Annotated in this window: 19 protein-coding genes; 12 read left to right on the top strand and 7 right to left on the bottom strand. The window is 66.2% G+C overall.

Annotation, left to right across the window (positions count from 1 at the left end):
- The first annotated feature begins 48 nt into the window (after positions 1–48).
- On the top strand, positions 49–372 hold the full coding sequence (locus ACHQ4I_RS14150) for a hypothetical protein (RefSeq protein WP_420772164.1): 324 nt from the start codon (positions 49–51) through the stop codon (positions 370–372).
- Between the two features lie 31 nt (positions 373–403).
- Here the strand turns inward: ACHQ4I_RS14150 and ACHQ4I_RS14155 are convergent, their stop codons facing one another.
- Positions 404–2,038: an alkaline phosphatase D family protein gene (locus tag ACHQ4I_RS14155; RefSeq protein WP_420772165.1), complete on the bottom strand. Its 1,635-nt coding sequence runs from the start codon at positions 2,036–2,038 to the stop codon at positions 404–406.
- Positions 2,039–2,104: 66 nt separating this feature from the next.
- Positions 2,105–2,737 carry a TetR/AcrR family transcriptional regulator gene (locus tag ACHQ4I_RS14160; protein ID WP_420772166.1) on the bottom strand — a complete coding sequence of 211 codons (633 nt, stop codon included), beginning with the start codon at positions 2,735–2,737 and terminating at the stop codon, positions 2,105–2,107.
- An 89-nt stretch (positions 2,738–2,826) separates the two neighbouring features.
- Between ACHQ4I_RS14160 and ACHQ4I_RS14165 the strand changes: the two genes are divergently transcribed.
- The 4 genes from ACHQ4I_RS14165 (at position 2,827) to ACHQ4I_RS14180 (ending at position 8,043) form a co-directional block, all read left to right on the top strand.
- Positions 2,827–4,368 (top strand): flavin-containing monooxygenase, encoded by a 1,542-nt coding sequence (locus ACHQ4I_RS14165; RefSeq protein WP_420772167.1) that lies wholly within the window; start codon positions 2,827–2,829, stop codon positions 4,366–4,368.
- Positions 4,365–5,195: an SDR family NAD(P)-dependent oxidoreductase gene (locus ACHQ4I_RS14170; protein ID WP_420772168.1), complete on the top strand. Its 831-nt coding sequence runs from the start codon at positions 4,365–4,367 to the stop codon at positions 5,193–5,195. The genes ACHQ4I_RS14165 and ACHQ4I_RS14170 overlap by 4 nt, the downstream gene beginning before the upstream one ends.
- Positions 5,196–5,245: 50 nt before the next feature.
- Positions 5,246–6,172: an alpha/beta hydrolase gene (locus ACHQ4I_RS14175; protein ID WP_420772169.1), complete on the top strand. Its 927-nt coding sequence runs from the start codon at positions 5,246–5,248 to the stop codon at positions 6,170–6,172.
- An 80-nt stretch (positions 6,173–6,252) separates the two neighbouring features.
- Positions 6,253–8,043, top strand: a complete 1,791-nt coding sequence (locus tag ACHQ4I_RS14180) for an AMP-dependent synthetase/ligase (RefSeq protein ID WP_420772170.1) — start codon at positions 6,253–6,255, stop codon at positions 8,041–8,043.
- Between the two features lie 130 nt (positions 8,044–8,173).
- On the opposite strand, the gene ACHQ4I_RS14185 is transcribed toward ACHQ4I_RS14180, so the two are convergent.
- Positions 8,174–9,049 (bottom strand): alpha/beta fold hydrolase, encoded by an 876-nt coding sequence (locus ACHQ4I_RS14185; RefSeq protein WP_420772171.1) that lies wholly within the window; start codon positions 9,047–9,049, stop codon positions 8,174–8,176.
- 88 nt (positions 9,050–9,137) lie between these two features.
- On the opposite strand from ACHQ4I_RS14185, the gene ACHQ4I_RS14190 reads away from it, so the two are divergent.
- Positions 9,138–9,692: a CGNR zinc finger domain-containing protein gene (locus tag ACHQ4I_RS14190; protein WP_420772172.1), complete on the top strand. Its 555-nt coding sequence runs from the start codon at positions 9,138–9,140 to the stop codon at positions 9,690–9,692.
- Between the two features lie 57 nt (positions 9,693–9,749).
- Positions 9,750–11,555 (top strand): molybdopterin-dependent oxidoreductase, encoded by a 1,806-nt coding sequence (locus ACHQ4I_RS14195; protein ID WP_420772173.1) that lies wholly within the window; start codon positions 9,750–9,752, stop codon positions 11,553–11,555.
- Between the two features lie 92 nt (positions 11,556–11,647).
- On the opposite strand, the gene ACHQ4I_RS14200 is transcribed toward ACHQ4I_RS14195, so the two are convergent.
- From ACHQ4I_RS14200 to ACHQ4I_RS14210, 3 genes are all read right to left on the bottom strand, one after another.
- Entirely contained in the window at positions 11,648–13,129 is a 1,482-nt protein-coding gene (locus tag ACHQ4I_RS14200; protein WP_420772174.1) for a DHA2 family efflux MFS transporter permease subunit, read from the bottom strand.
- 96 nt (positions 13,130–13,225) lie between these two features.
- Positions 13,226–13,918, bottom strand: coding sequence for a PadR family transcriptional regulator (locus ACHQ4I_RS14205; protein ID WP_420772175.1), 693 nt, complete (start codon positions 13,916–13,918; stop codon positions 13,226–13,228).
- Between the two features lie 217 nt (positions 13,919–14,135).
- Positions 14,136–14,942, bottom strand: coding sequence for a glycine betaine ABC transporter substrate-binding protein (locus ACHQ4I_RS14210; protein ID WP_420772176.1), 807 nt, complete (start codon positions 14,940–14,942; stop codon positions 14,136–14,138).
- 357 nt (positions 14,943–15,299) lie between these two features.
- On the opposite strand from ACHQ4I_RS14210, the gene ACHQ4I_RS14215 reads away from it, so the two are divergent.
- The 5 genes from ACHQ4I_RS14215 to ACHQ4I_RS14235 all read left to right on the top strand — a co-directional run bounded on the left by ACHQ4I_RS14215 (position 15,300) and on the right by ACHQ4I_RS14235 (position 19,459).
- Entirely contained in the window at positions 15,300–16,184 is an 885-nt protein-coding gene (locus tag ACHQ4I_RS14215; RefSeq protein ID WP_420772690.1) for an ABC transporter substrate-binding protein, read from the top strand.
- Positions 16,185–16,192: 8 nt separating this feature from the next.
- Entirely contained in the window at positions 16,193–17,341 is a 1,149-nt protein-coding gene (locus ACHQ4I_RS14220) for an ABC transporter ATP-binding protein (protein WP_420772177.1), read from the top strand.
- Complete coding sequence (locus ACHQ4I_RS14225; RefSeq protein ID WP_420772178.1) at positions 17,338–18,006, top strand: ABC transporter permease; 669 nt, start codon at positions 17,338–17,340, stop codon at positions 18,004–18,006. Before ACHQ4I_RS14220 ends, ACHQ4I_RS14225 begins: the two co-directional genes overlap by 4 nt.
- A complete protein-coding gene (locus tag ACHQ4I_RS14230; RefSeq protein WP_420772179.1) occupies positions 18,003–18,743 on the top strand; it encodes an ABC transporter permease in 741 nt (246 codons plus the stop codon). Before ACHQ4I_RS14225 ends, ACHQ4I_RS14230 begins: the two co-directional genes overlap by 4 nt.
- A gap of 299 nt (positions 18,744–19,042) precedes the next feature.
- The gene (locus ACHQ4I_RS14235) at positions 19,043–19,459 is read left to right on the top strand and encodes a CBS domain-containing protein (RefSeq protein ID WP_420772691.1); all 417 of its coding nucleotides are present in this window, start codon (positions 19,043–19,045) and stop codon (positions 19,457–19,459) included.
- A gap of 56 nt (positions 19,460–19,515) precedes the next feature.
- Here ACHQ4I_RS14235 and ACHQ4I_RS14240 read toward each other — a convergent pair whose 3' ends face one another.
- A complete protein-coding gene (locus ACHQ4I_RS14240; protein WP_420772180.1) occupies positions 19,516–20,712 on the bottom strand; it encodes an NAD(P)-dependent malic enzyme in 1,197 nt (398 codons plus the stop codon).
- Positions 20,713–21,092 lie beyond the last annotated feature (380 nt).

The raw sequence follows: 21,092 nt of genomic DNA on the forward strand, positions 1-21,092 counted from the left end.
GTCGCTACTATTCAGTCAACGATTGTTGACTGAAAATAGGTGGCAAATATGTGGCATACGATTCTGCTGTCCGCGCTTGCCGGTGTGATGGGCGCCAATGCCGTCCCGCATTTCGTCAAAGGCATGGTCGGCGAACAGTTTCCGAATGTGTGGGGTAACGATTCGCTGCGCAATGCCGTGGCAGGGACATTGGGGCTGGCCCTCGCTGTGATGATCGGTTACTGGGCCGATCTGCCGGCCCATGTGCTTGCCGGTATCGGCGGCGTCTTCGCCGGGGCGTTGTCCATGGCGGTGTTCCATGGGCTCGGCGGCGCATATCGGCTCAACTCCGCCCTGGGTTTGGCCAATCCGCCACGCGTCGCCACGCGTTGACCTACTTCGTGGTCATGAACTCCGAGGGACTTCAGCGCGGCGGCGAGCCCGCTCCGGAATGTTGCCCGACCTGGCCGTCGGAGCGCGACAGTTCGGTAACGCCGGGAATTCGGTTCTCCACCACAAAGGTGGCGCGGGTGTGGATGGGGGCGCCGGGGCGGTTGATGTAGGGGACTACTCGGAAGTCATTGCGCCACAATCCATGGTCCAGCGAGACGCGGGAGTAGCCGCGTTGGGAGTTGAAGAATTTCAGGTCGGGGTTGGCGGCAAGAAGAGTGCGGCCGGTTGGGGTCATATCCTTTCCGTTGCCGCCGGTGGTGATGGAGGTGCCGATGAATTCGGAGGCTACGACCGGAGATTCGGGCTTCGAGTAGTCGGCGCGGAGGTTGGCGGCGTGGTTCTGGTGACGGTCGCCGGTGATCACCACCAGATTGTGGACGCCGCGGTCGGCGGCGGCACCGAGGATGGTGTTGCGATCGGATACGTAGCCGTCCCAGGAGTCGGTGCCGGTCGCGACGCCGGGGCCGAGGTCATAGTCGGATTGGCCCATGGAGACCTGGTTGCCGAGGATCTGCCAGCGAGTGGTGGACTTACCGAAGCCATCGATCAGCCAATCACGTTGCTGCGCACCGAGAATCGTTCGGTCCGAGGCGAATCGCTCGGTGCAGTCCGCCACCAGACCGCCGTCGCCACAGGCCTGGGGGGTGCGGTATTGGCGGGTGTCGAGCATGGTGATTTCGGCGAGGTCGCCGAAGCTGTAGCGGCGGTGGATGTGCATGGTGGAGCCGGCGGGCAGGGACGCGATGCGCAACGGCTGATGTTCGTACATTGCCTGGAAGGCCGCGGCACGACGGCCGCGAAAGAGCTTGGGAATGCGGTAGATATCGAGCCCGATGCCCGGCGAATCGCCCGCCCAGTTGTTGTCGACCTCGTGATCGTCGAAGGTGACGAGCCAGGGGAAGGCGGCGTGGGCGGCGCGCAACGGCCGCTCGGCCTTGGCTTGGGCGTAGCGCAGTCGGTAGCCGGGCAGATCGACGGCTTCGGCTTGGAATTGCGGCTCCACCGACATGCCGACGCGACCGCGCGTCCAGCCCCGCTCGTATATGTAATCACCAAGGTGCACAACCAGATCGAGGTCTTCGGCACTCATGTGCTCATATGCGGTGTAGTAGCCGGAACTCCACGATTGGCAGGAGGCGAACGCGAAACGCATGCGCGCGGTGGGCTGCCCCAGCGCGGGTGCGGTGCGGGTCCGGCCGATCGGTGAGATCGCCGAGCCCGCGCGAAATCGGAAGAAGTACCAGCGATCCGGCTCCAACCCCTGTACTTCGGGATGCACGGAATGCGCGAGTTCTCGGGTGGCGACCGCCGTCCCCCGCGTCACCACCTGCCGAAACTGTTCGTCACGCGCGACTTCGTAGTCCACGCTCACCGGATGCAGCGCCATCCCACCGAGCCCGTCCGGCGCGAACGGATCCGGTGCCAGCCGCGTCCACAACACCACCCCATCCGGCAGCGGATCCCCCGATGCCACCCCCAACGTGAACGGATCCGCCGACCACCGCGGCACCCGAAACCGCCCACTACTCGCCGCAGACGCTCCCACCAGCACCGCAACCGCCCCGGCAGTCCCGCTCCGCAATAACTCCCGCCGTGACAGACCCATACGTCAGGGTATCCCCGATCGCTACCCATGACGGCCCCCGCGGCGGGCGGCGAGGATTCAGCGCGGCTAACCGCGCAGTGCGGCAGCCAGCGCGGGATCGAGCGAGAGCGCAAGCGCCAGCAGGGATTCGACCAACAGATCGACCAACTGATCGCGCGTAATGGTTTCATTGCGCAGCCACGTCAGCGTGGCCTCCTCCACGAACGCGATCCAGCCGCGCATGGCCAGGGTCAATCGCGGACGTTCGGCCTCATCGATCGGCACGGGCACCTCGGTGAGGATGATGCCGATGATCGCGTCACGGGTCTGGTCCACGAGGGGAACCAGCTCCGGAGTGACGCTGGCCGGGCCGCGCAGCAGTGACACATACGAGTTGCGGTTCTCGCTGACATACGCGATATACCGGTCGATCGAATCGCGCAGCATCTCGAAGACACCGAGCGAGCGGTCGGGCGCGACACGCTCCAGCAACTCGGCGTTGGCGTGGCGGACGATCGCCAGTTGGAAGTCCTGTTTGGTCGGGAAGTAGTGGAAGAGCAGGCCGCGGGAGATACCGGCCTCTTCGGCGATTTCGGTGATCGAGATGTCTTCGATGGCGCGGTCGCCGAGCATCTTGGCGCCCAGAGTGATCAGTTGTCGGCGGCGTTCGTCCGGGCTGAGCCGGGTGCGCTTGACGGTCTCTCCGTTGCCTCTACTCACGAACTCATCCTACTGAACTTAAGTCAATAACTATTGAACGCTGCTCAACACTGTTGACTCGTGCTCAATAAGACCGTAGTCTCACTTATATGAGTCGCAAGGTTACAGACAAAGCTGTCGGCAACCGGCAAGCCCGCCACGTCAAGACCATCATCATCGGCAGCGGTTTCGCCGGTCTGGGCCTGGCGATCCGGCTGAGCCAGCGGGGCCGCAACGACTACCTCGTACTGGAGCGCGGCAGCGATGTCGGGGGCACCTGGCGCGATAACACCTATCCGGGCGCGGCCTGCGATGTGCCTTCGCACCTGTACTCGTACTCGTTCGCGCTGAACCCGAACTGGTCGCGCTCGTTCTCCAAGCAGGGCGAGATCCAGCAGTACATCCAGGGCGTCGCGCGCAAGTACAACGTGCTCGACAAGCACCTGTTCAACTGCGACGTGACCGCCGCGCGCTGGAACAACGCCACCAACCTGTGGCATGTCGAAACCAGTAGGGGCAGCTTCACCGCCGACACCGTGGTCTCCGCGGTCGGTGCGCTGTGCGAGCCCGCGCTCCCGGATATCAAGGGCATCAATGGTTTCGAGGGCGAGATCTTCCACTCGGCCCGCTGGAACCACGACGCCGACCTGAAGGGCAAGCGCGTCGCCATCATCGGCACCGGCGCATCCGCCATCCAGATCGTGCCGTCCATCGCGGCCGATGTCACCCACCTCGACGTCTACCAGCGCACCGCCCCCTGGCTGCTCCCCCGCATGGACCGTCCCTACACGCTGCCCGAGCGCCTCGCCTTCCGGCACATCCCCGGCTTCCAGCGCCTATCCCGCGCCGCCATCTACGCCGCGCGCGAGACCCAGGTCGTCGGCCTCGCCAAGGTCCCCGCACTGATGCAGGCCTTCGAACTGATCGCCAGGGCCAAGCTGCAGTTCGAGATCCGCGATCCGGAGCTGCGCAAGAAGGTCACCCCGGACTTCCGGATCGGCTGCAAGCGCATGCTGATCTCCAACAACTACTACCCGGCGCTGAGCCGCCCGAATGTGGATGTGGTCACCGACGGCATCGCCGAGGTCCGCGCGAACTCGATCGTCACCAAGGACGGCACCGAGCGCGAAATCGACGCCCTCATCGTGGCGACCGGCTTCCACGTCACGGATTCACCGACCTACGACACCATCTCCGGCAAGGACGGCCGCACGATGTCGGAGGTCTTCGACGAGATCGGCCAGCAGGGCTACAAGGGTTCGGCCATCGCCAACTTCCCCAATATGTTCTTCCTGCTCGGCCCGAACGTCGGCCTCGGCCACACCTCGATGGTGTACATGATCGAATCGCAGATCAACTACATCGCCGATGCGCTGGCCACCGTCGATCGCCTCGGCCTGCGCACGGTCGAGGTCAAGCGCGAGGTCCAGGACTCGTACAACAAGGAACTTCAGGGCAAACTGGTGAAGAGCGTGTGGAGTACCGGCGGCTGCGCCAGCTGGTACCTGGACAAGCACGGTAACAACACCACGTTGTGGCCGGACTTCACCTTCGAGTTCCGCAGGTTGACGAAGAACTTCGACGTCTCCGCCTACGAAACCACGACGGTCGACACCTCACGAAACAATCTGAAAGTGGTGGCAGCACAGTGAGCAATGACGCTTACTTCAAGGGCAAGGTTTGTGTGATCACGGGGGCGGGTTCCGGCATCGGCCGCGCCCTCGCCGAGAACCTGGCCAGGCGTGGCGCCAAGCTCGCGCTCTCCGATATCGATACCGAAGGCCTGGCCGAGACCGTGCGCCGCTGCGAGGCGTACGGGGCCGAGATCAAGTCCGATCGGCTGAATGTGGCCGAGCGCGAAGCGGTACTGCTGTATGCCGATGCGGTCAAGGCGCACTTCGGCAAGGTGCACCAGATCTACAACAACGCGGGCATCGCCTACCACGGTGAGGTGATCCGCTCGGAGTTCAAGGACATCGAGCGCATCATGGACGTCGACTTCTGGGGCGTCGTCAACGGCACCAAGGCGTTCCTGCCGCTGCTGATCGAATCGGGCGAGGGGCACGTCGTCAACGTGTCCAGCCTGTTCGGCCTGATCGCGGTCCCCGGCCAGAGTGCTTATAACGCCGCCAAGTTCGCGGTGCGCGGATTCACCGAAGCGCTGCGTCAGGAGATGCTGGTCGGCAAGCATCCGGTCAAGGTCACCTGTGTGCATCCCGGCGGAATCAAGACCGCCGTCGCCCGCAACGCCACCTACGCCGACGGGATCGACGGCACGAGCGCGGCATCGATGTTCGATAAGAAGCTGGCGATCCACACTCCGGAGATGGCCGCGCAAACCATCACCGAGGGTGTCCGCAAGGGCCATGGCCGGGTGCTGATCGGCTGGGAGGCCAAGCTGCTCGACATATTCGTCCGCGTCACCGCCTCCGGTTACCAGCGGATCGCCGCCGCCGTGAACCGGCCCTTCCTGCCCTGAGCCCTGCTGCCCGGCGTCCGGAAGCGGGCGCCGGGAATCGAGGAAAGCCCATGCGTGACATCAATATTCCGCTACCCATCGCGCGTACGCTGCTGAGTCCGATCTTCCGGGTCACGCTCAATGCGCGCCTGCCCTGGCATATGCAGCGCCTGCTGCTCGATATCGGTTCGCGCGCACAGTTCCTCCCCTCGGGCACGACCGTGCACCGGCTCCGGCTCGGCGGCCGGCCCGCGGAACGAATCACCGCGGGCTCGCAGAAGCCGAACCTCAGCAGCGGAGCCGTGCTCTATCTGCACGGCGGCGGCTATGCGGTCGGATCGCTGGCGACGCACCGCTCGCTCGCCGCCCGGTTGGCCCACGAAACCGGTTGCGCCGTCTACGTTCTCGACTACCGGCTGGCACCGGAACACCCGTTCCCGGCCGGACTCGACGACGCCGAGTCGGCCTTCCTGGAGCTGGTCGGCAATATCGGCTATCGCCCCGAACAGATTGCGCTGTCGGGTGATTCGGCGGGCGGCGGGCTGTCGCTGGCCACCGCCCAGCGGCTGATCGCCGAGCACGGATACACCCCGGCCGCGCTCGGCCTGATCGCGCCGTGGGTCGACCCGAATCAGATCCCCGAGAAGTCGCGCGATCTGGTGATCAGCCGGCCGTGGTCGCGCGCCTGCGCCGCCGCCTATCTCGGCGACGGCGACGCCGAGGACACCGGCTATGCGCCGCGACACGGAAAACTGGCCGGATTGCCGCCCACCTATGTGCAGGTCGACGTCAGCGAGCTGCTGCACGCGCAGTGTGTCGAATTCGTGACGGCCCTGCGGACAGCGGGCGTGCACGCTCGGTTCACTGAGAGCAAGGGGCTATGGCATGTCGCGCAGTTGCAGGCCGCGCTCGTCGGGCCCGCCGCGGCGGCACTGACCGAACTCGCCGATTTCCTGCGAGAAGCCGTTCAGCCGGTCTCGACGCGCGACTTAGGATAGATCTGTGAACAGGCCGAGCTGACGTCCCGGTCACAGGTGTCGTAGATTACTGGCGAGTAAACCCACGTGGAAGGGCACTGATGCGAGAGTTCGAAGTCCAGGCTTCCTACACCATCCCGGAAGATGCGAACAATTCCGATAACGTCTTCCGGCACGCCGAGCAGTCGCCCGGCGCGGTGCTGTTCAACGTTACGAACGGCAGTGGCTGGCGGGAAATCAAGGCGGCGGAATTCGCGAAGGCGGTCACCGGTGTGGCCAAGGGCCTCATCGCCTCCGGCCTCGAGGTCGGCGACCGCGTCGCCATCATGGCCCCGACCCGCTACGAGTGGGTGCTGCTCGACTTCGCCATCTGGGCCGCCGGTGGCTGCACCGTCGCGATCTACGACAGCTCCGCCGCCGAACAGGCCAAGTGGATCCTGCAGGACTCCGCCACCAAACTGCTGGTGGTCGACAGCGATAAGCACCGCAAGGTCATCGACGAGATCGAGGCGGGCGCGCTGCCGGATCTGAAGGAGACCCTGCAGATCGACAAGGGCGCGATCGACGAACTGATCGCCCGCGGCGCGGAGCTCGACGACGCGACCGTGCACGCGCGCCGCGCCGAGGTCAATGCCAAGTCCCCGGCCACCCTGATCTACACCTCGGGCACCACCGGCCGCCCCAAGGGCGTCATGCTCTCGCACGCGAACCTGTACGCGGAGTCGACGTCCGACCGCATCGCCCTGAACAGGTATGTCGCCGAGGGCAAGAAGACCCTGATGTTCCTGCCGCTGGCGCACGTCTTCGCGCGTGCGGTCACGCTGGCCGCATTCGACGCCAAGGTGATCCTGGCGTTCACCTCCGACTGGTCCACCCTGGTCGAGCAGTTCGGCAGCTACCGCCCGCACTTCATCCTCGCGGTGCCGCGCGTCTTCGAGAAGGTGTTCAACAGCGCCAAGCAGAAGGCGCACGACGGCGGCAAGGGCAAGATCTTCGACGCCGCCGCCGAGACCGCCATCGCCTACAGCGAGGCCCTCGACAACGGCGGGCCCGGCCTGGTGCTCAAGCTCAAGCACTCCCTGTTCGACAAGCTCGTCTACAGCAAGCTGCGCGTCGCGCTCGGCGGTCAGTGTGAGGCCGCGGTTTCCGGCGGCGGACCCCTCGGCGCGCGCCTGGGCCACTTCTTCCGCGGCGTCGGCGTCACCATCTACGAGGGCTACGGACTCACCGAGACCACCGCGGCCATCACCGTGAACACTCCCGGCAATATTCGCGTCGGCACCGTCGGCAAGCCGATCGAGGGGCACGCGGTGAAGATCGCCGAGGACGGCGAACTGCTGCTGCGTGGGTCGGTCGTCTTCAACGGCTACTGGGGCAATGCCGAGGCCACCGAGGACGCCTTCACGGACGGCTGGTTCAAGACCGGCGACCTGGGCGCCATCGACGGCGACGGGTACGTCACCATCACCGGCCGCAAGAAGGAAATCATCGTCACCGCGGGCGGCAAGAATGTCTCCCCCGGTCTGATGGAGGATTCGCTTCGGGCCCATCCGCTGATCAGCCAGGTCATGGTCGTCGGCGACGGACAGCCGTTTGTCGGCGCGCTGATCACCCTCGACCCTGAGGCGCTGCCCGGCTGGAAGGAACGCAACAGCCTGCCCGTCGAGACCCCGATCGAGCAGGTGATCGAGAACCCGGCGCTGGTCGCGGAGATCAATGCCGCGGTCGCCGAGACCAATAAGAAGGTCTCGCATGCCGAGGCGATCAAGAAGATCCGCATCCTGCCCGTCGACTGGACGCAGGAGACCGGTGAGCTGACGCCGAAGATGTCGCTGAAGCGGGCCGTGGTGATGAAGCAGTACGCCTCCGAGGTGGAGAAGATCTACAGCTGACGCTGGTTTGCGAGGCGCCGTCCGTGAGTTGCGGACGGCGCCTTTGCTTTTGGCCGATCACCTGGTCTGAGCGCCCATTCCGTTGGCGATTGCGCGGAATGGGGCAAAGCGTGGGCGACCGATGTAGCGCTCACTGCCGCGCGGTGCGAGCGTCCAGGAAATCGGCGATGAGCGGCGCGATGTCGGCCAGGTGCGTCTCCAAGGCGAAGTGGCCCGTATCGAAGACATGCAGTTCGGCGTCCGGAAGATCGGCGAGGTAGGCGTGCGCGCCGGGCTCGGGGAAGAACGGGTCGTTCGAACCCCAGACGATGAGGGTGGGCGGGGTGAATTTGCGCAGCCAGTGCTGCCATTCGGGGTAGGCGGCGACATTCGACTTGTAATCGAAGGCGAGGGCTACCTGGGCCTGCTTGCGGCCGGGCAGGTCGAGGAAGTACTGGTCGAGGATCCATGATTCGGGGGTGAGCACGGTCGGGTCGGGAACGCCGTGCTCGTACTGACCACGGGTGCCTTCCAGGGTGAGCAGGCCGCGGATGGTGTCCTCGGCCCCGTCCTGCTCGGGACGCAGTGCGGTGAAGTCGCGGGCGAGATCCGAGAGTCCCGCCTCGTAGGCATTGCCGTTCTGGACGATGAGGCCGTTGATCCACTCGGGGTGGCGCAGCGCGATGCGGAAGCCGATTGGAGCGCCGAAGTCGAAGACGTACATCGCGAACTCGGACAGTTCGAGCCGTTCGACGAAACCCTCGACCACATCGGCCAATCGGTCGAAGGAGTAATCGAAATCGGCTGGTGCGGTGGTGTTTCCGAAGCCAGGGTAGTCCGGGGCGATCAGCCGGTACTGCCCGCCGAGCACATCGAACAGCCTGCGGAACTGGTGCGAAGCCGACGGGAAGCCGTGCAGTAGCAATAACACCGGGGCGTCGGCGTTTGTCGGGACCGATTCGCGGTAGAAGACCTCCACACCGTCGACGTCGATGCGGCGGTGGTGGATGGTTGGCAGCTCGATCATGGCTTCACATGCTTTCTCTCCGTGATGATGCATTAGTTCTAGCGGATCTTCTTCTAATGTGTCAATTGCTGGATGTACCATTAGTGTCATGACTGAAGCCCCGCTGGTCGGCGAGCCGCTGGCACTGGACCTGGTCAACACCCGGCCGACCGACGCCGACCTGCTGGACACACCGGAAGCGCTCGCGAATTGGCTTGCGCTGCAAGCCGATCGCTTCCCGGAGCTGGCGGTGGCGCATACCACCGCCACCGACCTCGCCGCGGTCCGCGCCGTGCGCGACCATATCGGCACCGCGCTCGACGCACTGCTGCACGATCGCCGCCCGCCCGCCGACGCGCTGCGCGGACTCAATGCCGCGCAAGCCGCCGCGCCCGCGATCCGGCAGTTGGCATGGGACGTCGACGCGGTCACCGCGACCGTGCGCCGCAACGGCACCCCGGCCGAGAAGCTGGCCGCCGTGCTCGCCGAAGCCGCCACCGACCTGCTCACCGACCCATCGATCGGCAAGCTGCGGCGCTGCGAGGCCGACGACTGCGTGCTGCTGTTCCTGCCCGCCCACCCGCGCCGCCGCTGGTGCTCACCCGAACGCTGCGGCAACCGCGTCCGCGTCGCCCGCTACTACAAGCGGCACAAGTCCGACTGACGCTCACGTCACCGAATGGTCATACTCCCCTGGCACCCGCCGCAGTAGGCTCGGACCATGGCTGAACTGCGCTTTCGGGTGGCGGCGGGCATCGTCTGCGCCGGTCTGGCACTCGGCGTCGCCGAACTCGTCGCCGCCTTCACCGGCCCCGACAGCGCACCGGCCAATGCCCTCGGCTCGACCGTCATCGACCACACACCCGACGGCCTGCGCGAATGGGTCATCCAAACCTTCGGCACCAACGACAAGACCCTGCTCTTCGTCAGCATGGCACTGGTGGCCATCCTGGTAGCCGGTTTCATCGGCGCGATCGAACGCACCGACCACCCCCGCGGATCCTGGCTACTGGCCGCCCTCGGCCTCCTCACCGCCGCCATCGCCTTCGGCCGCTCCGGCCTCTCCGCCGCCTGGCCCACCGTAATCGGTACCGCCGCAGCCATTTACGCCCTGCGCGCACTAACCGCTCGCATCGACGACGCAGTCGCCGCGAGAGCCTCCGCCGAACCAACTCCGGCACCCGCTGGCGTCACACCGGAAGCCACGGCATCCCGCGGCGACACGTCCCCCCACCCGCATACCCCGGCCTCGAGTTCGACATCATCCGCAGCACCGAAAAACACTGCCGCCGAGGATGACTACTCGGCGGCACCGACTCCACCGAGCGCGGTCGGACCAGCGGCCGAGCAAGTGGCGAACGGGACGGCCGAGCCCGGCAACGCGGCCGCTTCGACACCGAAACCCACTGCTGACCAACCTGCCCCGGGCGCGGTGGGAGAGCCCGGGCCCGTTGTGCGGCCACGGCGGCGGCAGGTGTTGCGGGGCATTGTGATTACGGGTGGGTTGGCGTTGGTCAGTGAGGCGGGAGGGCGGCTGATCGGGTCGCGGCGCCGCGACGTGTCTGGTGAGCGGGCGGGGATTCAGTTGCCGGAGCCGAGTGGACCGGCGGTGTCGCTCGCACCCGACGCGGATTTGAAGCTGCCAGGACTTACTCCGTATCTGACGTCCAATAGCGACTTCTACCGGATCGATACCGCGCTGACCGTTCCGCAGGTCTCGATCGACGACTGGTCGCTGCGCATCCACGGCATGGTGGATCGGGAAATCCAGATCAGCTGGTCGGATCTCGCGAAGCGCAAGCCGGTCGAGACGCTGGTGACGCTCGCATGCGTATCGAATCCGATCGGCGGCGATCTGATCGGCAACGCACGCTGGCGCGGCTACCGTCTGGATGAATTACTCGCCGAGGCGGGACCGCACCCGGACGCCGATATGGTCCTGTCGCACAGCATCGATGGGTTCACCGCGGGCAGTCCACTTGCGGTGCTCACCGACGGCCGAGACGCGCTGCTCGCCGTCGGTATGAACGGCGAACCGCTCCCGGTCGTGCACGGCTATCCGGCCCGCCTGGTCGTCCCCGGTCTCTACGGATATGTCTCCGCCACCAAATGGGTGACCGAACTGGAGATCACCCGCTTCGACCGCGCCACCGCCTACTGGACCCGGCGCGGCTGGTCCGCCTACGGCCCCATCAAAACCGGCACCCGCATCGACACCCCGCGCGCCCGCGCCAAGGTGCAGCCGGGCAGCATCGCCATCGCGGGCGTGGCCTGGGCCCAACATCGCGGCATCCGAGCCGTCGAAGTCCAAATCGATAACGGCCCATGGCAACCCGCCCGCCTGTCCGCCGAACAATCCATCGACACCTGGCGCCAATGGGTCTACGACTGGAACGCCACCCCCGGCCCGCACACCATCCGCGCCCGCGCCACCGACGGCACCGGCGAAACCCAAACCGAGGCCCGCGCTCCCGTGGTCCCCGACGGCGCCACCGGCTACCCCTCCACCACGGTCACCGTCGGCTGAGCCGAATCACTTCGACTGCGCGCCAACGCCGATCCGCTCGACAAGCGCGTGCGCCCCGCGGACCGATCGGCCCGCGGGGCGCAATACCGACCTCAGACGCCGACGGTGTCGGCCTTGGCCAGGTCGGTCTTCGCCCCGGACGCGGCGGACTTGCCGTGTCGGAGGAACAGAGCCGAGGCGATGACGCCGATCAGGAGGATGCCCGCCGGGAGCAGGACGGATTGGCTGAGGGCGGTACTGAAGGAGTCCTTCACGAACTCCGGGATCGAGCCTTGTCCCGCACCGCCTTCGGAGATCTTGCCGCCGCCGAGACCATTGGCGGTCATGCGGGCCGCGACGAGCGCGCTGATCGCGGCGCTACCGAGTACCGAACCGACCTGGCGGGTGGTGTTGTAGACACCCGCACCCGCACCGGCCAGCTGGATCGGCAGGTTGTGGGTCGCGGTGGAAGCCAGCGGCGCCCAGATGCAGGCGTTGGCGATACCGGCCAGCGCGCCCGAGAGCATGAACCACACGATCGAGGAATGCGGAGTCATCACGGCCGCGAACCAGAAGATCGAGGCCGAGAATCCGATGAAACCGATGGTGGGCACGATGCGCGGATGCAAGTTATCGGAGAACTTGCCGATGACCGGCGCGAAGATGCCGGTGAGGATCGCCATCGGCGCGAACACCAAGGCCGACTTGGTCGGCGACATCTCCCGCACCGCCTGCAGGTAGAAGTACAAAGGCACCATCATCGAGGTGATCGCCGCACCCATCGACGCGATGGCCACATTCGACAGCGCGAAGTTGCGATCGCGGAACAGCCCCAACGGCAGCAGCGGCTCGCCGGTATTGCGCGACTGGTTCACCAGGAATACCGCGAGCACGACCAGACCCGCGGCGATCATCAGCCAGATGCGCAGCGACCAGTCGTAGGTGTTGCCCTCCTGGATGCCGAATACCAGCAGGAACAGGCCGATACCGCTCAGCACCACACCCGGGACGTCGAACTTGTGCTCATTGGTGGGCAGCGACGGAACCAGCCAGACCGCCAGCGCGAAGGCGATGACGCCGACCGGGACATTGACGATGAAGATCCACTCCCAGCCGAGCCCGTCGACCAGCACACCGCCGAGGATCGGGCCGACCAGCGTGGCGAGACCGGCCACGCCACCCCACAGGCCCATGGCCGCACCGCGCTTATCCGGCGGGAAGGTCCTGGTGATGACCGCCATGGTCTGCGGCGTCATCAGCGCGGCGCCGAGTCCCTGCACGGCCCGCGCCGCGATCAGCATGGCGATCGATCCGGACAGACCACACCCCAGCGAGGCGGCGGTGAAGACGGCCAGGCCGACCAGGTAGAGGTTCTTGGGCCCGTAGCGGTCGCCGAGCCTGCCGGTCACCAGCAGCGGCACCGCGTAGGTCAGCAGGTAGGCGCTGGTCACCCAGATCACCTGGGAGATGTCGGCTTGCAGATCCGTCATGATCGCCGGATTGGCGACCGCGACGATGGTCATATCCAACAGGATCATGAAGAACCCGACGACCAGCGCGAACAGCGCCAGCCACGGATTGCGTTGGGTGGTCATGTACTCGGTTCCTATCTCGGATGTCTGTTCCCGATGACGCGGGACGGGTCGGTGCGACTACGTGCGCGGCCGTCCGGCCGCGCACACCCGTGCGCATCAGGGCGGTGACGCGCTGGTCTCGGTCCAGCGGCGCGGCACCGGGGGTAGGTCGGAATCTTCGGCAACGGACCAGGTGTGCTGGTGCTCGTCGATCCGAACGCCGGTGGCGGGATCGAACTCGTTCCACTCCATCTCGCCGCTATCCAGTTCGGAGATCAGGTTGTTGACCCACGCGATCTCGGCCGCGATGGTGGCGTGCAGATACGGGAGCGCGATCCAGTAGCGACGCGGCACGGCATGCAAACCCGCCCACTGGCTCATCATCTCCACGTCGGCGAGGTCCTCACCCAACCTGTCCACGCGCTCTCGCAATAACTCGAGCACTTCCCGCGCGGGCAGATTGTGGGCCTCCGCGAGCGCGAGCGGGAACACCGGATACTCCCGGGCGGGGCTGCGCAGGATCTCGGCGACCCTGGAACGCAATGTCGCCCGGCCGCTTTCGGTGATCCGATAGGTCGTGCGCTCCGGCCGATTCCCGTCCCGGTCCACGCCCTCGGCGCACACCAATCCTTGGTCTGCCAACCGCGCCACCGTGTGATAGAGCGAGCCCGGCCGCACCTTCACCAGGATGTCCTCCCGACGGGCGATCAGCAGCTGAAACGCCTCATAGGGATGCATGGGCCGCTCGTCGAGCAGCGCGAGCACGGCGATCGCCAATGGCGTCACCGCTGGGCGCGCGTGCTGCCCCATTTCGGTCACCTCCCATATGTCACGTCCCGAGAGCATGCACGCTAGCCGTGGCCGCCGACATACTCCGCATCAAATACTCCACGTGGAATATACGGCGTGGATCAATCAGCACACAAGACGGATGCATCGACGCGAAAAGTGATAGGCGACATAGCAAAACGACCCGAGCGTGCACCGCTCGGGTCGTCGTGACCAGGGATTTCCGGCGAAAGACCGGCTAAAGTGCGTGCTCGTCCAACCAGGCGCGGGCCACATCCGAAGCACTGGCGCCCTCGCGGACCTTGCGGATCATCTCCGCCAAACCATCGGTCGTGAGCTCACCCGCGACGTAGTTCAGCTTCCGAATCTGCCGATCGTCGAGCAGACCCTTGCGGTAGACCGCCAGCACATTCTCGGCGCGCACCGCATAGTCGCCATCGGCGAGGATCGTCAGCCCGTCGGTCGCGCCGGGGACCATGGCGGGCGGCCCGGTCAGGATTCCGGCCTGGATCTCGCCGTCCAGCAACGCTTTTCGCAGCGCCGCCACATCGGGGTAGAGCCTGGTCGCGGCGAAATCGCAACCGGCGATCCGCACCGGACCCGCCGCTTGGAGCACACCCGGTACCGGCGCGACTGCGGCTTCCACCGCACCACATCGCGGCGCGAACTCGCCGACCGACCGCACGTTGTCGAGGGTCGCCGCCGCCTCGGTCAACAGCACCCGAGGCCGCATATCGGTGCCGTCGGCGGGGTCGGATACCGCGAGCCCCTCCGGCAGCGACCGGTTCAGCTCCTCGGTCACCGACAGCCGCACGGGCCCCGACTTGTCCGCCACATCGGTCGTCACCTCGGGCTTGCGAGCCTGTGCCCCGGAATTCAGAAAGGTGAGCAGTTCGCCGCTGTGTTCACCGACCACCGTCACGGTGCCCGCGTCCAGTGCGGCCAGATAGTCCGCGCGCCGACCGAGATCGGCGGCCACCGCGGTGCGCGCACCGGTCCGCGCGAGCGCTCCCGCATAGATTTGCGCAAGGAGATTTGATTCCATCGAATCGCCCGCGCCGACCGTTATTGTCGGGCCCGGATTGTCGCTTCCACAGGAAACGGCCAGCCCGATGGCCGTAACGGCCAAAATTCGGGCCAGCATCCGCCTCGACGCGGCCAACTCCATCCGGCGACACCAACTCTCCGTAGCGAACAGGAACACCATGCGGCGGGCAGTATGAACCACCAGAATGTACCGGGTGGCCGTGCGTACACGGCTCCTCGCACCGCCGTCCATGCCGGAAGGACTCCAGTGAAAACCACGATCACCCCCGATGCCGCGAGGCACGGGCGGTTCGCGCTGCGCCTGACGCTGCGCGCCGCCCGCTTCCTCATCGCCGCCGCGGCACTGGCCGCCGCCATGATCCTGTCCGCGTGCGGCAACTCCGATCCGCTTGCGGCCAAGGGCAATTGTGACGGCGACGGGCTGACCGTCGGTTCGGCGAACTTCCCCGAATCCGAGACGGTCGCCAATATCTACGCGGAAGTGTTGCGCGTCAACGGATTCCAGGTCGATACCAAACTCAATATCGGCAGCCGCGAGGCCTACATTCCGGCGCTGCGGCAGTGCGCGATCTCGGTGATCCCGGACTACAACGGCAACCTGCTGCAGTACCTGGACAAGAACGCCACCGCGACCAGCTCCGCCGAGGTGGACGCCGCACTCACCAAGGCGGTGGGCTCCGATCTCGCCGTCGGCACCCCGGCTCCAGGTCAGGACTCCGACGCGGTCGTGGTCACCAAGGCCACCGCCGAGCGCTGGAACCTGCACAGCATCGCCGACCTGGCCGCGCATTCGGCCGAGGTGAAATTCGGCGCGCCCGCCGAATTCCAGGAGCGCGCAGGCGGTTTGCCCGGTTTGAAGAAGAACTACAACCTCGATATCGCCGCGAACAACTTCGTGCCGATCGCCGACGGCGGCGGTCCCGCGACGGTGCGCGCGCTGGTCGAGGGCACCGTGACCGCGGCCGATATCTTCACCACCTCCCCGGCGATCGTGCAGAACAACCTGGTGGTGCTGGAGGATCCGAAGCACAACTTCCCGGCCCAGAATGTGGTGCCGCTGTTCAACGCCGCCAAGAAGAGCGATAAGGCGCTGGCCGCGCTCAACGCCGTGTCCGCGAAACTCACCACCGACGAGCTGATCAAGCTCAACGAGGCCGTCTCCGGGAGCAGCAAGACCGAACCCAAGGCCGCGGCGCAGCAATGGGTTACCGCCCAGGGGCTGAACACGCCGACCAAGTAGGAGCCAGCGTGTCCGATATCGAATTCAGCCGCATCAGCAAGACCTATCCGGATGGCACGCACGCCGTCTCCGAACTCGATCTGCGCATCGAATCCGGCTCGTTCACCGTCTTCGTCGGACCGTCGGGCTGCGGCAAGACCACCTCGATGCGGATGATCAACCGGATGATCACGCCCAGTTCGGGCACCATCACCGTGGGCGGCGCGGACATTTCGACGGTGAATCCGGTCAAGCTGCGGCTCGGCATCGGATACGTGATCCAGAGCGCCGGACTCCTGCCACACCGCACGGTCGTCGACAATGTCGCGACCGTGCCGGTGCTGCAAGGGGTTCGGCGCCGCGCGGCCCGCGCGGCGGCACTCGAGGTGCTGGACCGGGTCGGGTTGGACCGCTCGCTGGCCAATCGCTATCCGGCCCAGCTCTCCGGCGGACAGCAGCAGCGCGTCGGGGTAGCCAGGGCACTGGCCGCCGACCCGCCGGTGCTGCTGATGGACGAACCGTTCAGTGCGGTCGATCCGGTGGTGCGCGAGGAGCTGCAGGCCGAAATGCTGCGCCTGCAGGCGGAATTGCACAAAACCATCGTCTTCGTCACCCACGACATCGATGAGGCGGTCAAGCTCGGCGACCGAATCGCGGTCTTCGGACCCGGCGGCATCCTGCAGCAGTATGACGAACCGCAACGCGTACTCGCCGCTCCCGCAACCGATTTCGTGGCCGGATTCGTCGGCCGCGACCGCGGCTATCGTGGGCTGTCGTTCCGCAGCGCGGATAGCGTGGTACTGCACGAGATTCACACCGCGACCGAATCCGAGCTCGCCGAACTGCGCCTGGAGCGCGGCGAATGGGTGCTGGTGGTTACCGATTCCGGTGTTCCGCGCGGTTGGATCGATGTCACCGGCGTCGAGGGCATTCGGGCCGGCCGGGCATTGCACGACAGCATCGCGGCGGGCGGTTCGCTGTTCCCACCCGGCGGCGACCTACGTCAGGCATTGGATGCGGCGATCTCGTCGCCATCGGGAATCGGTGTCGCCGTGGATGGTTCGGGCGCCGCACGCGGTGGCATCCGGGCACCCGAAGTGCTCGAGCAGCTGTCCGGACAGCGCACGGCGGAGGACGACGAGCGCAATCGGCATTTCTTCGAGACCGAGAACGCATGAGATATCTGATCGACAATTTCGCCGAGATCATGGGGTTCACCAGAACCCACGTGTATCTGGCGTTGGCGCCGCTGGCACTCGGGCTGATCATCGCGATTCCGGTGGGCACGCTGGTGCGCCGGGTGTCCTGGCTGCGACGGATCACGGTGACGGTGGCCAGCCTGTCGTACACGATTCCGTCGCTCGCGCTGTTCGTGATCATTCCGCCGCTGGCCGGAATCTCGACCATCGACCCGCTGAATGTGATCATCGCGCTCACCATCTACTCGACCGCATTGCTGGTGATCGCGGTGCCGACGGCGCTGGATTCGGTGTCGCCCACCGTCATCGACGCCGCCGACGCCGTCGGCTTCAGTTCGCTGCGGCGCACCTTGACCGTCGACATGCCTTTGGCCATACCGGTTTTCGTATCCAGCCTGCGGGTCGTGGTGGTCACCAATATCGCCATGGTTTCGGTCGGCGCGCTGATCGGTGTCGGCGGGCTCGGCAAACTCTTCACCCAGGGCTATCAGCGCGACTATCCGGACGAAATCATCGCGGGCATTATCGTGACGCTCGCGCTGGCCCTGATCTTCGACCGGCTCGTCTACGCCCTTGGCCGCTGGTCGACCCCGTGGGCGCGCGCCGACGCCAGGGCCGCGAAAGCGAAAGGCGCTGCCGCATGAACCTTTTCATCGACGCCTGGCACTATTTCACCGACGGCGCGAACTGGGACGGGCCGGCGGGTATCGAGCACCGCATCGGCGAGCACCTCTGGTACAGCTTCCTGACCATCGTCTTCTCCGCGGCGGTCGCGATCCCGCTCGGCCTGGTCATCGGGCACACCCGCCGCGGTTCCGCGGTACTCGTCGGATTCGCCAATGCCATGCGCGCCCTGCCGACCCTGGGCCTGCTCACCTTCCTCGTGCTGCTGCTCGGGCTCGGGCTGATCCCGCCGCTACTCGCGCTCGTCACGGTCGGCATTCCTCCGCTGCTGGCCGGTGCCTACGCCGGAATCGCCAATGTCCCGGCCGATGTCGTGGACGCCTCGCGCGCCATGGGCATGACCGAACGCCAGATCCTGTTCCGCGTCGAGGTTCCCAACGCGCTTCCGATCCTGCTCACCGGCCTGCGCGGCGCCACCCTCCAGGTCATCGCCACCGCGACCATCGCCGCCTTCGTCAACCTGGGCGGCCTGGGCCGCTACATCTTCGACGGCATCGCCGTCTACCGCTACGACCGCGTCCTCGTCGGCGCCCTGCTGGTCGCCGCCCTCGCCATGCTCATGGACGGCCTGCTCGCCGTCACGGTCTGGGCCAGCGCCCCCGGCACCGGCCGCCTCCGCCGCACCACCCACGCGCCGCTCCCACCGGTCGCCGCCATCCCCATCGAAGAAGAACCCGTCCTGCAACCGGCCGAGTGAACGCGGCATCAATCCTCTGGCCCGAGGAAGAGCATCCGCAGTATGTCCGCGCGATGTTGCGTGCCTGCGCAGCATCCGGCGTGACATCGGCATCATCGGGGCGCCGCCCGATCCCGAGACCGCGCGGCCGACGTTCGGACCGGTACGGCGTTTGCACGCATTGACCAATGATGTGACATGGGTCACGATGTGTCTGGCCGCGGAAGTTTGCTTCGCGGATGCTCGACGCACGACCGCGTGGCCGACTCCTGCGAGATCACTCATCCAACACCAGGAGGCGTAACGTGAACAGCCGCTCTATGAAGGCGCGCGACATCATGCACGAAAACGCGGAATGGATCCCCGCCGACGAAACGCTGGATCGGGCCGCGCAGCTCATGCGCAGGCTGGATGTCGGCGCACTGCCGATCGGCAATGACGACCGGCTGGTCGGCATGCTGACCGACCGCGACATCGTGGTGAAATGCATTGCGATGGGCCATGATCCGAGCAAGATCCGGGCCGGCGACCTGGCCGAGGGCACCCCGCGCTGGATCTCCGCCGACGCCGAAGTCCGCGAAGTCCTCGACATGATGGAACGGGACCAGATCAAACGGCTCCCCGTGGTGGACCAGAACAAGCGACTCGTCGGCATGATCTGCGAATCCGATATCGCCAAGAACCTCAGCAACGCCGAAATCGCGGAATTCGTCTCGGCCGTCTCCACTCCCCACTGACCAAACGCAACGGGGCTGCTCACATCGAGTGAGCAGCCCCGTATGTCAGGGTCGGACTACGCGACACCCTCGGCGCGCGCAGCGGCGGCAACGGCCTCGGCGACGGCCGGGGCGACGCGCGGGTCCAGCGGGCTCGGCACGATCTTCTCCGGGCCGATTTCATCGGCGACCACGCTCAGAATGGCGTTCGCGGCGGCGATCTTCATGCCCTCGGTGATCCGGCGAGCGCCTGCGTCCAGCGCACCCTTGAAGACGCCGGGGAAGGCCAGCACGTTGTTGATCTGGTTCGGGAAGTCGCTCCGCCCGGTCGCCACGATCGCGGCGTACTTGTGCGCGACATCGGGGTGGATCTCGGGATTCGGGTTCGACATGGCGAACACGATCGAGTCCGGCGCCATCGAGGCGATCAACTCCTCGGCAATGGTGCCCGCGGACAGCCCGAGGAAGACATCGGATCCGGCCATCGCCTCGGCCGCACCACCGGTCAGCCCGCGCGGGTTGGTGCGCTGCGCCAGTTCGGCCTTCACCTCGTTGAGATCGCCGCGGTCCTGGCTGACGATGCCACGCGAATCGAGCACGGTCACGTCCTTGACGCCCGCGGCGAGCAGGATGTTCGTGCACGCCACACCGGCGGCGCCGGCGCCGGACACGACGACCTTCATGTCATCGATGGCACGGCCCTGCACCTTGGCCGCACCGTTGAGGGCGGCGAGCACCACGATGGCGGTGCCGTGCTGGTCGTCGTGCATCACCGGGCAGTCGAGGGCCTCGATGAGCCGCTGCTCGATCTCGAAGCAGCGCGGCGCCGAGATGTCCTCCAGGTTCACCGCGCCGAAGCTCGGGCGCAGCCGGATGACGGTCTCCACGATCTCGTCGACATCCTTGGTGTCGAGCACGATCGGGATCGAGTTCAGCCCGGCGAACTTCTTGAACAGCGCCGCCTTGCCCTCCATCACCGGCAGCGAGCCGCGCGGGCCGATGTCGCCGAGACCGAGCACCGCGGTGCCGTCACTGACCACGACGACGAGCCGGTCGGTCCAGGTGTAGCGCTTGCACAGCGCCTCGTCCTCCGCGATGGCCAGGCTGACCTTCGCCACACCCGGGGTGTAGGCGATGGAAAGGTCGCGCTGGGTCTCCAGCGGTGCGGTGAGTTCGACCGAGAGCTTGCCGCCTAGGTGGCCCGCGAAAATTTCTTCCTGGGTGATTTCGGAAAGGCTTGCGGTGGCATTCGCTGCGTCAGTCACAGATGACACGATTTCACTCCTGGTCGGGTCGGACAAGCCGGTGGGACGGTTACCGCCGGGTACATGGGTATTGGCTGATTCACACGCTCATCGAGTGCGCTGACCGGGACATTTCGGGTCGAGCCGAAGGCATCGGAAATACGACGGCCTACTACCGAAACGTGGCGCGGCACTGATCCGCAGAGCGACGGTCGGACGGGTGTGTCCGTACAAAACGTGCCGATCTCTTCGAGCGACCTGCAAGGGGTCGCTAGCGCCGGGGATCCTCGGGTCGCGACGGTGCGTCGCGAGGCGGTGATCGCCGATGTTCCCGTACCCGGCGGTGGCGTAGGCGGGAATCCGCAACATTCTGCCAGCCGGGAGGACGCATTGCCAAACCGGCGTGTCGT

This window comes from Nocardia nepalensis (assembly GCF_048910785.1).
Lineage (GTDB): Bacteria > Actinomycetota > Actinomycetes > Mycobacteriales > Mycobacteriaceae > Nocardia > Nocardia nepalensis.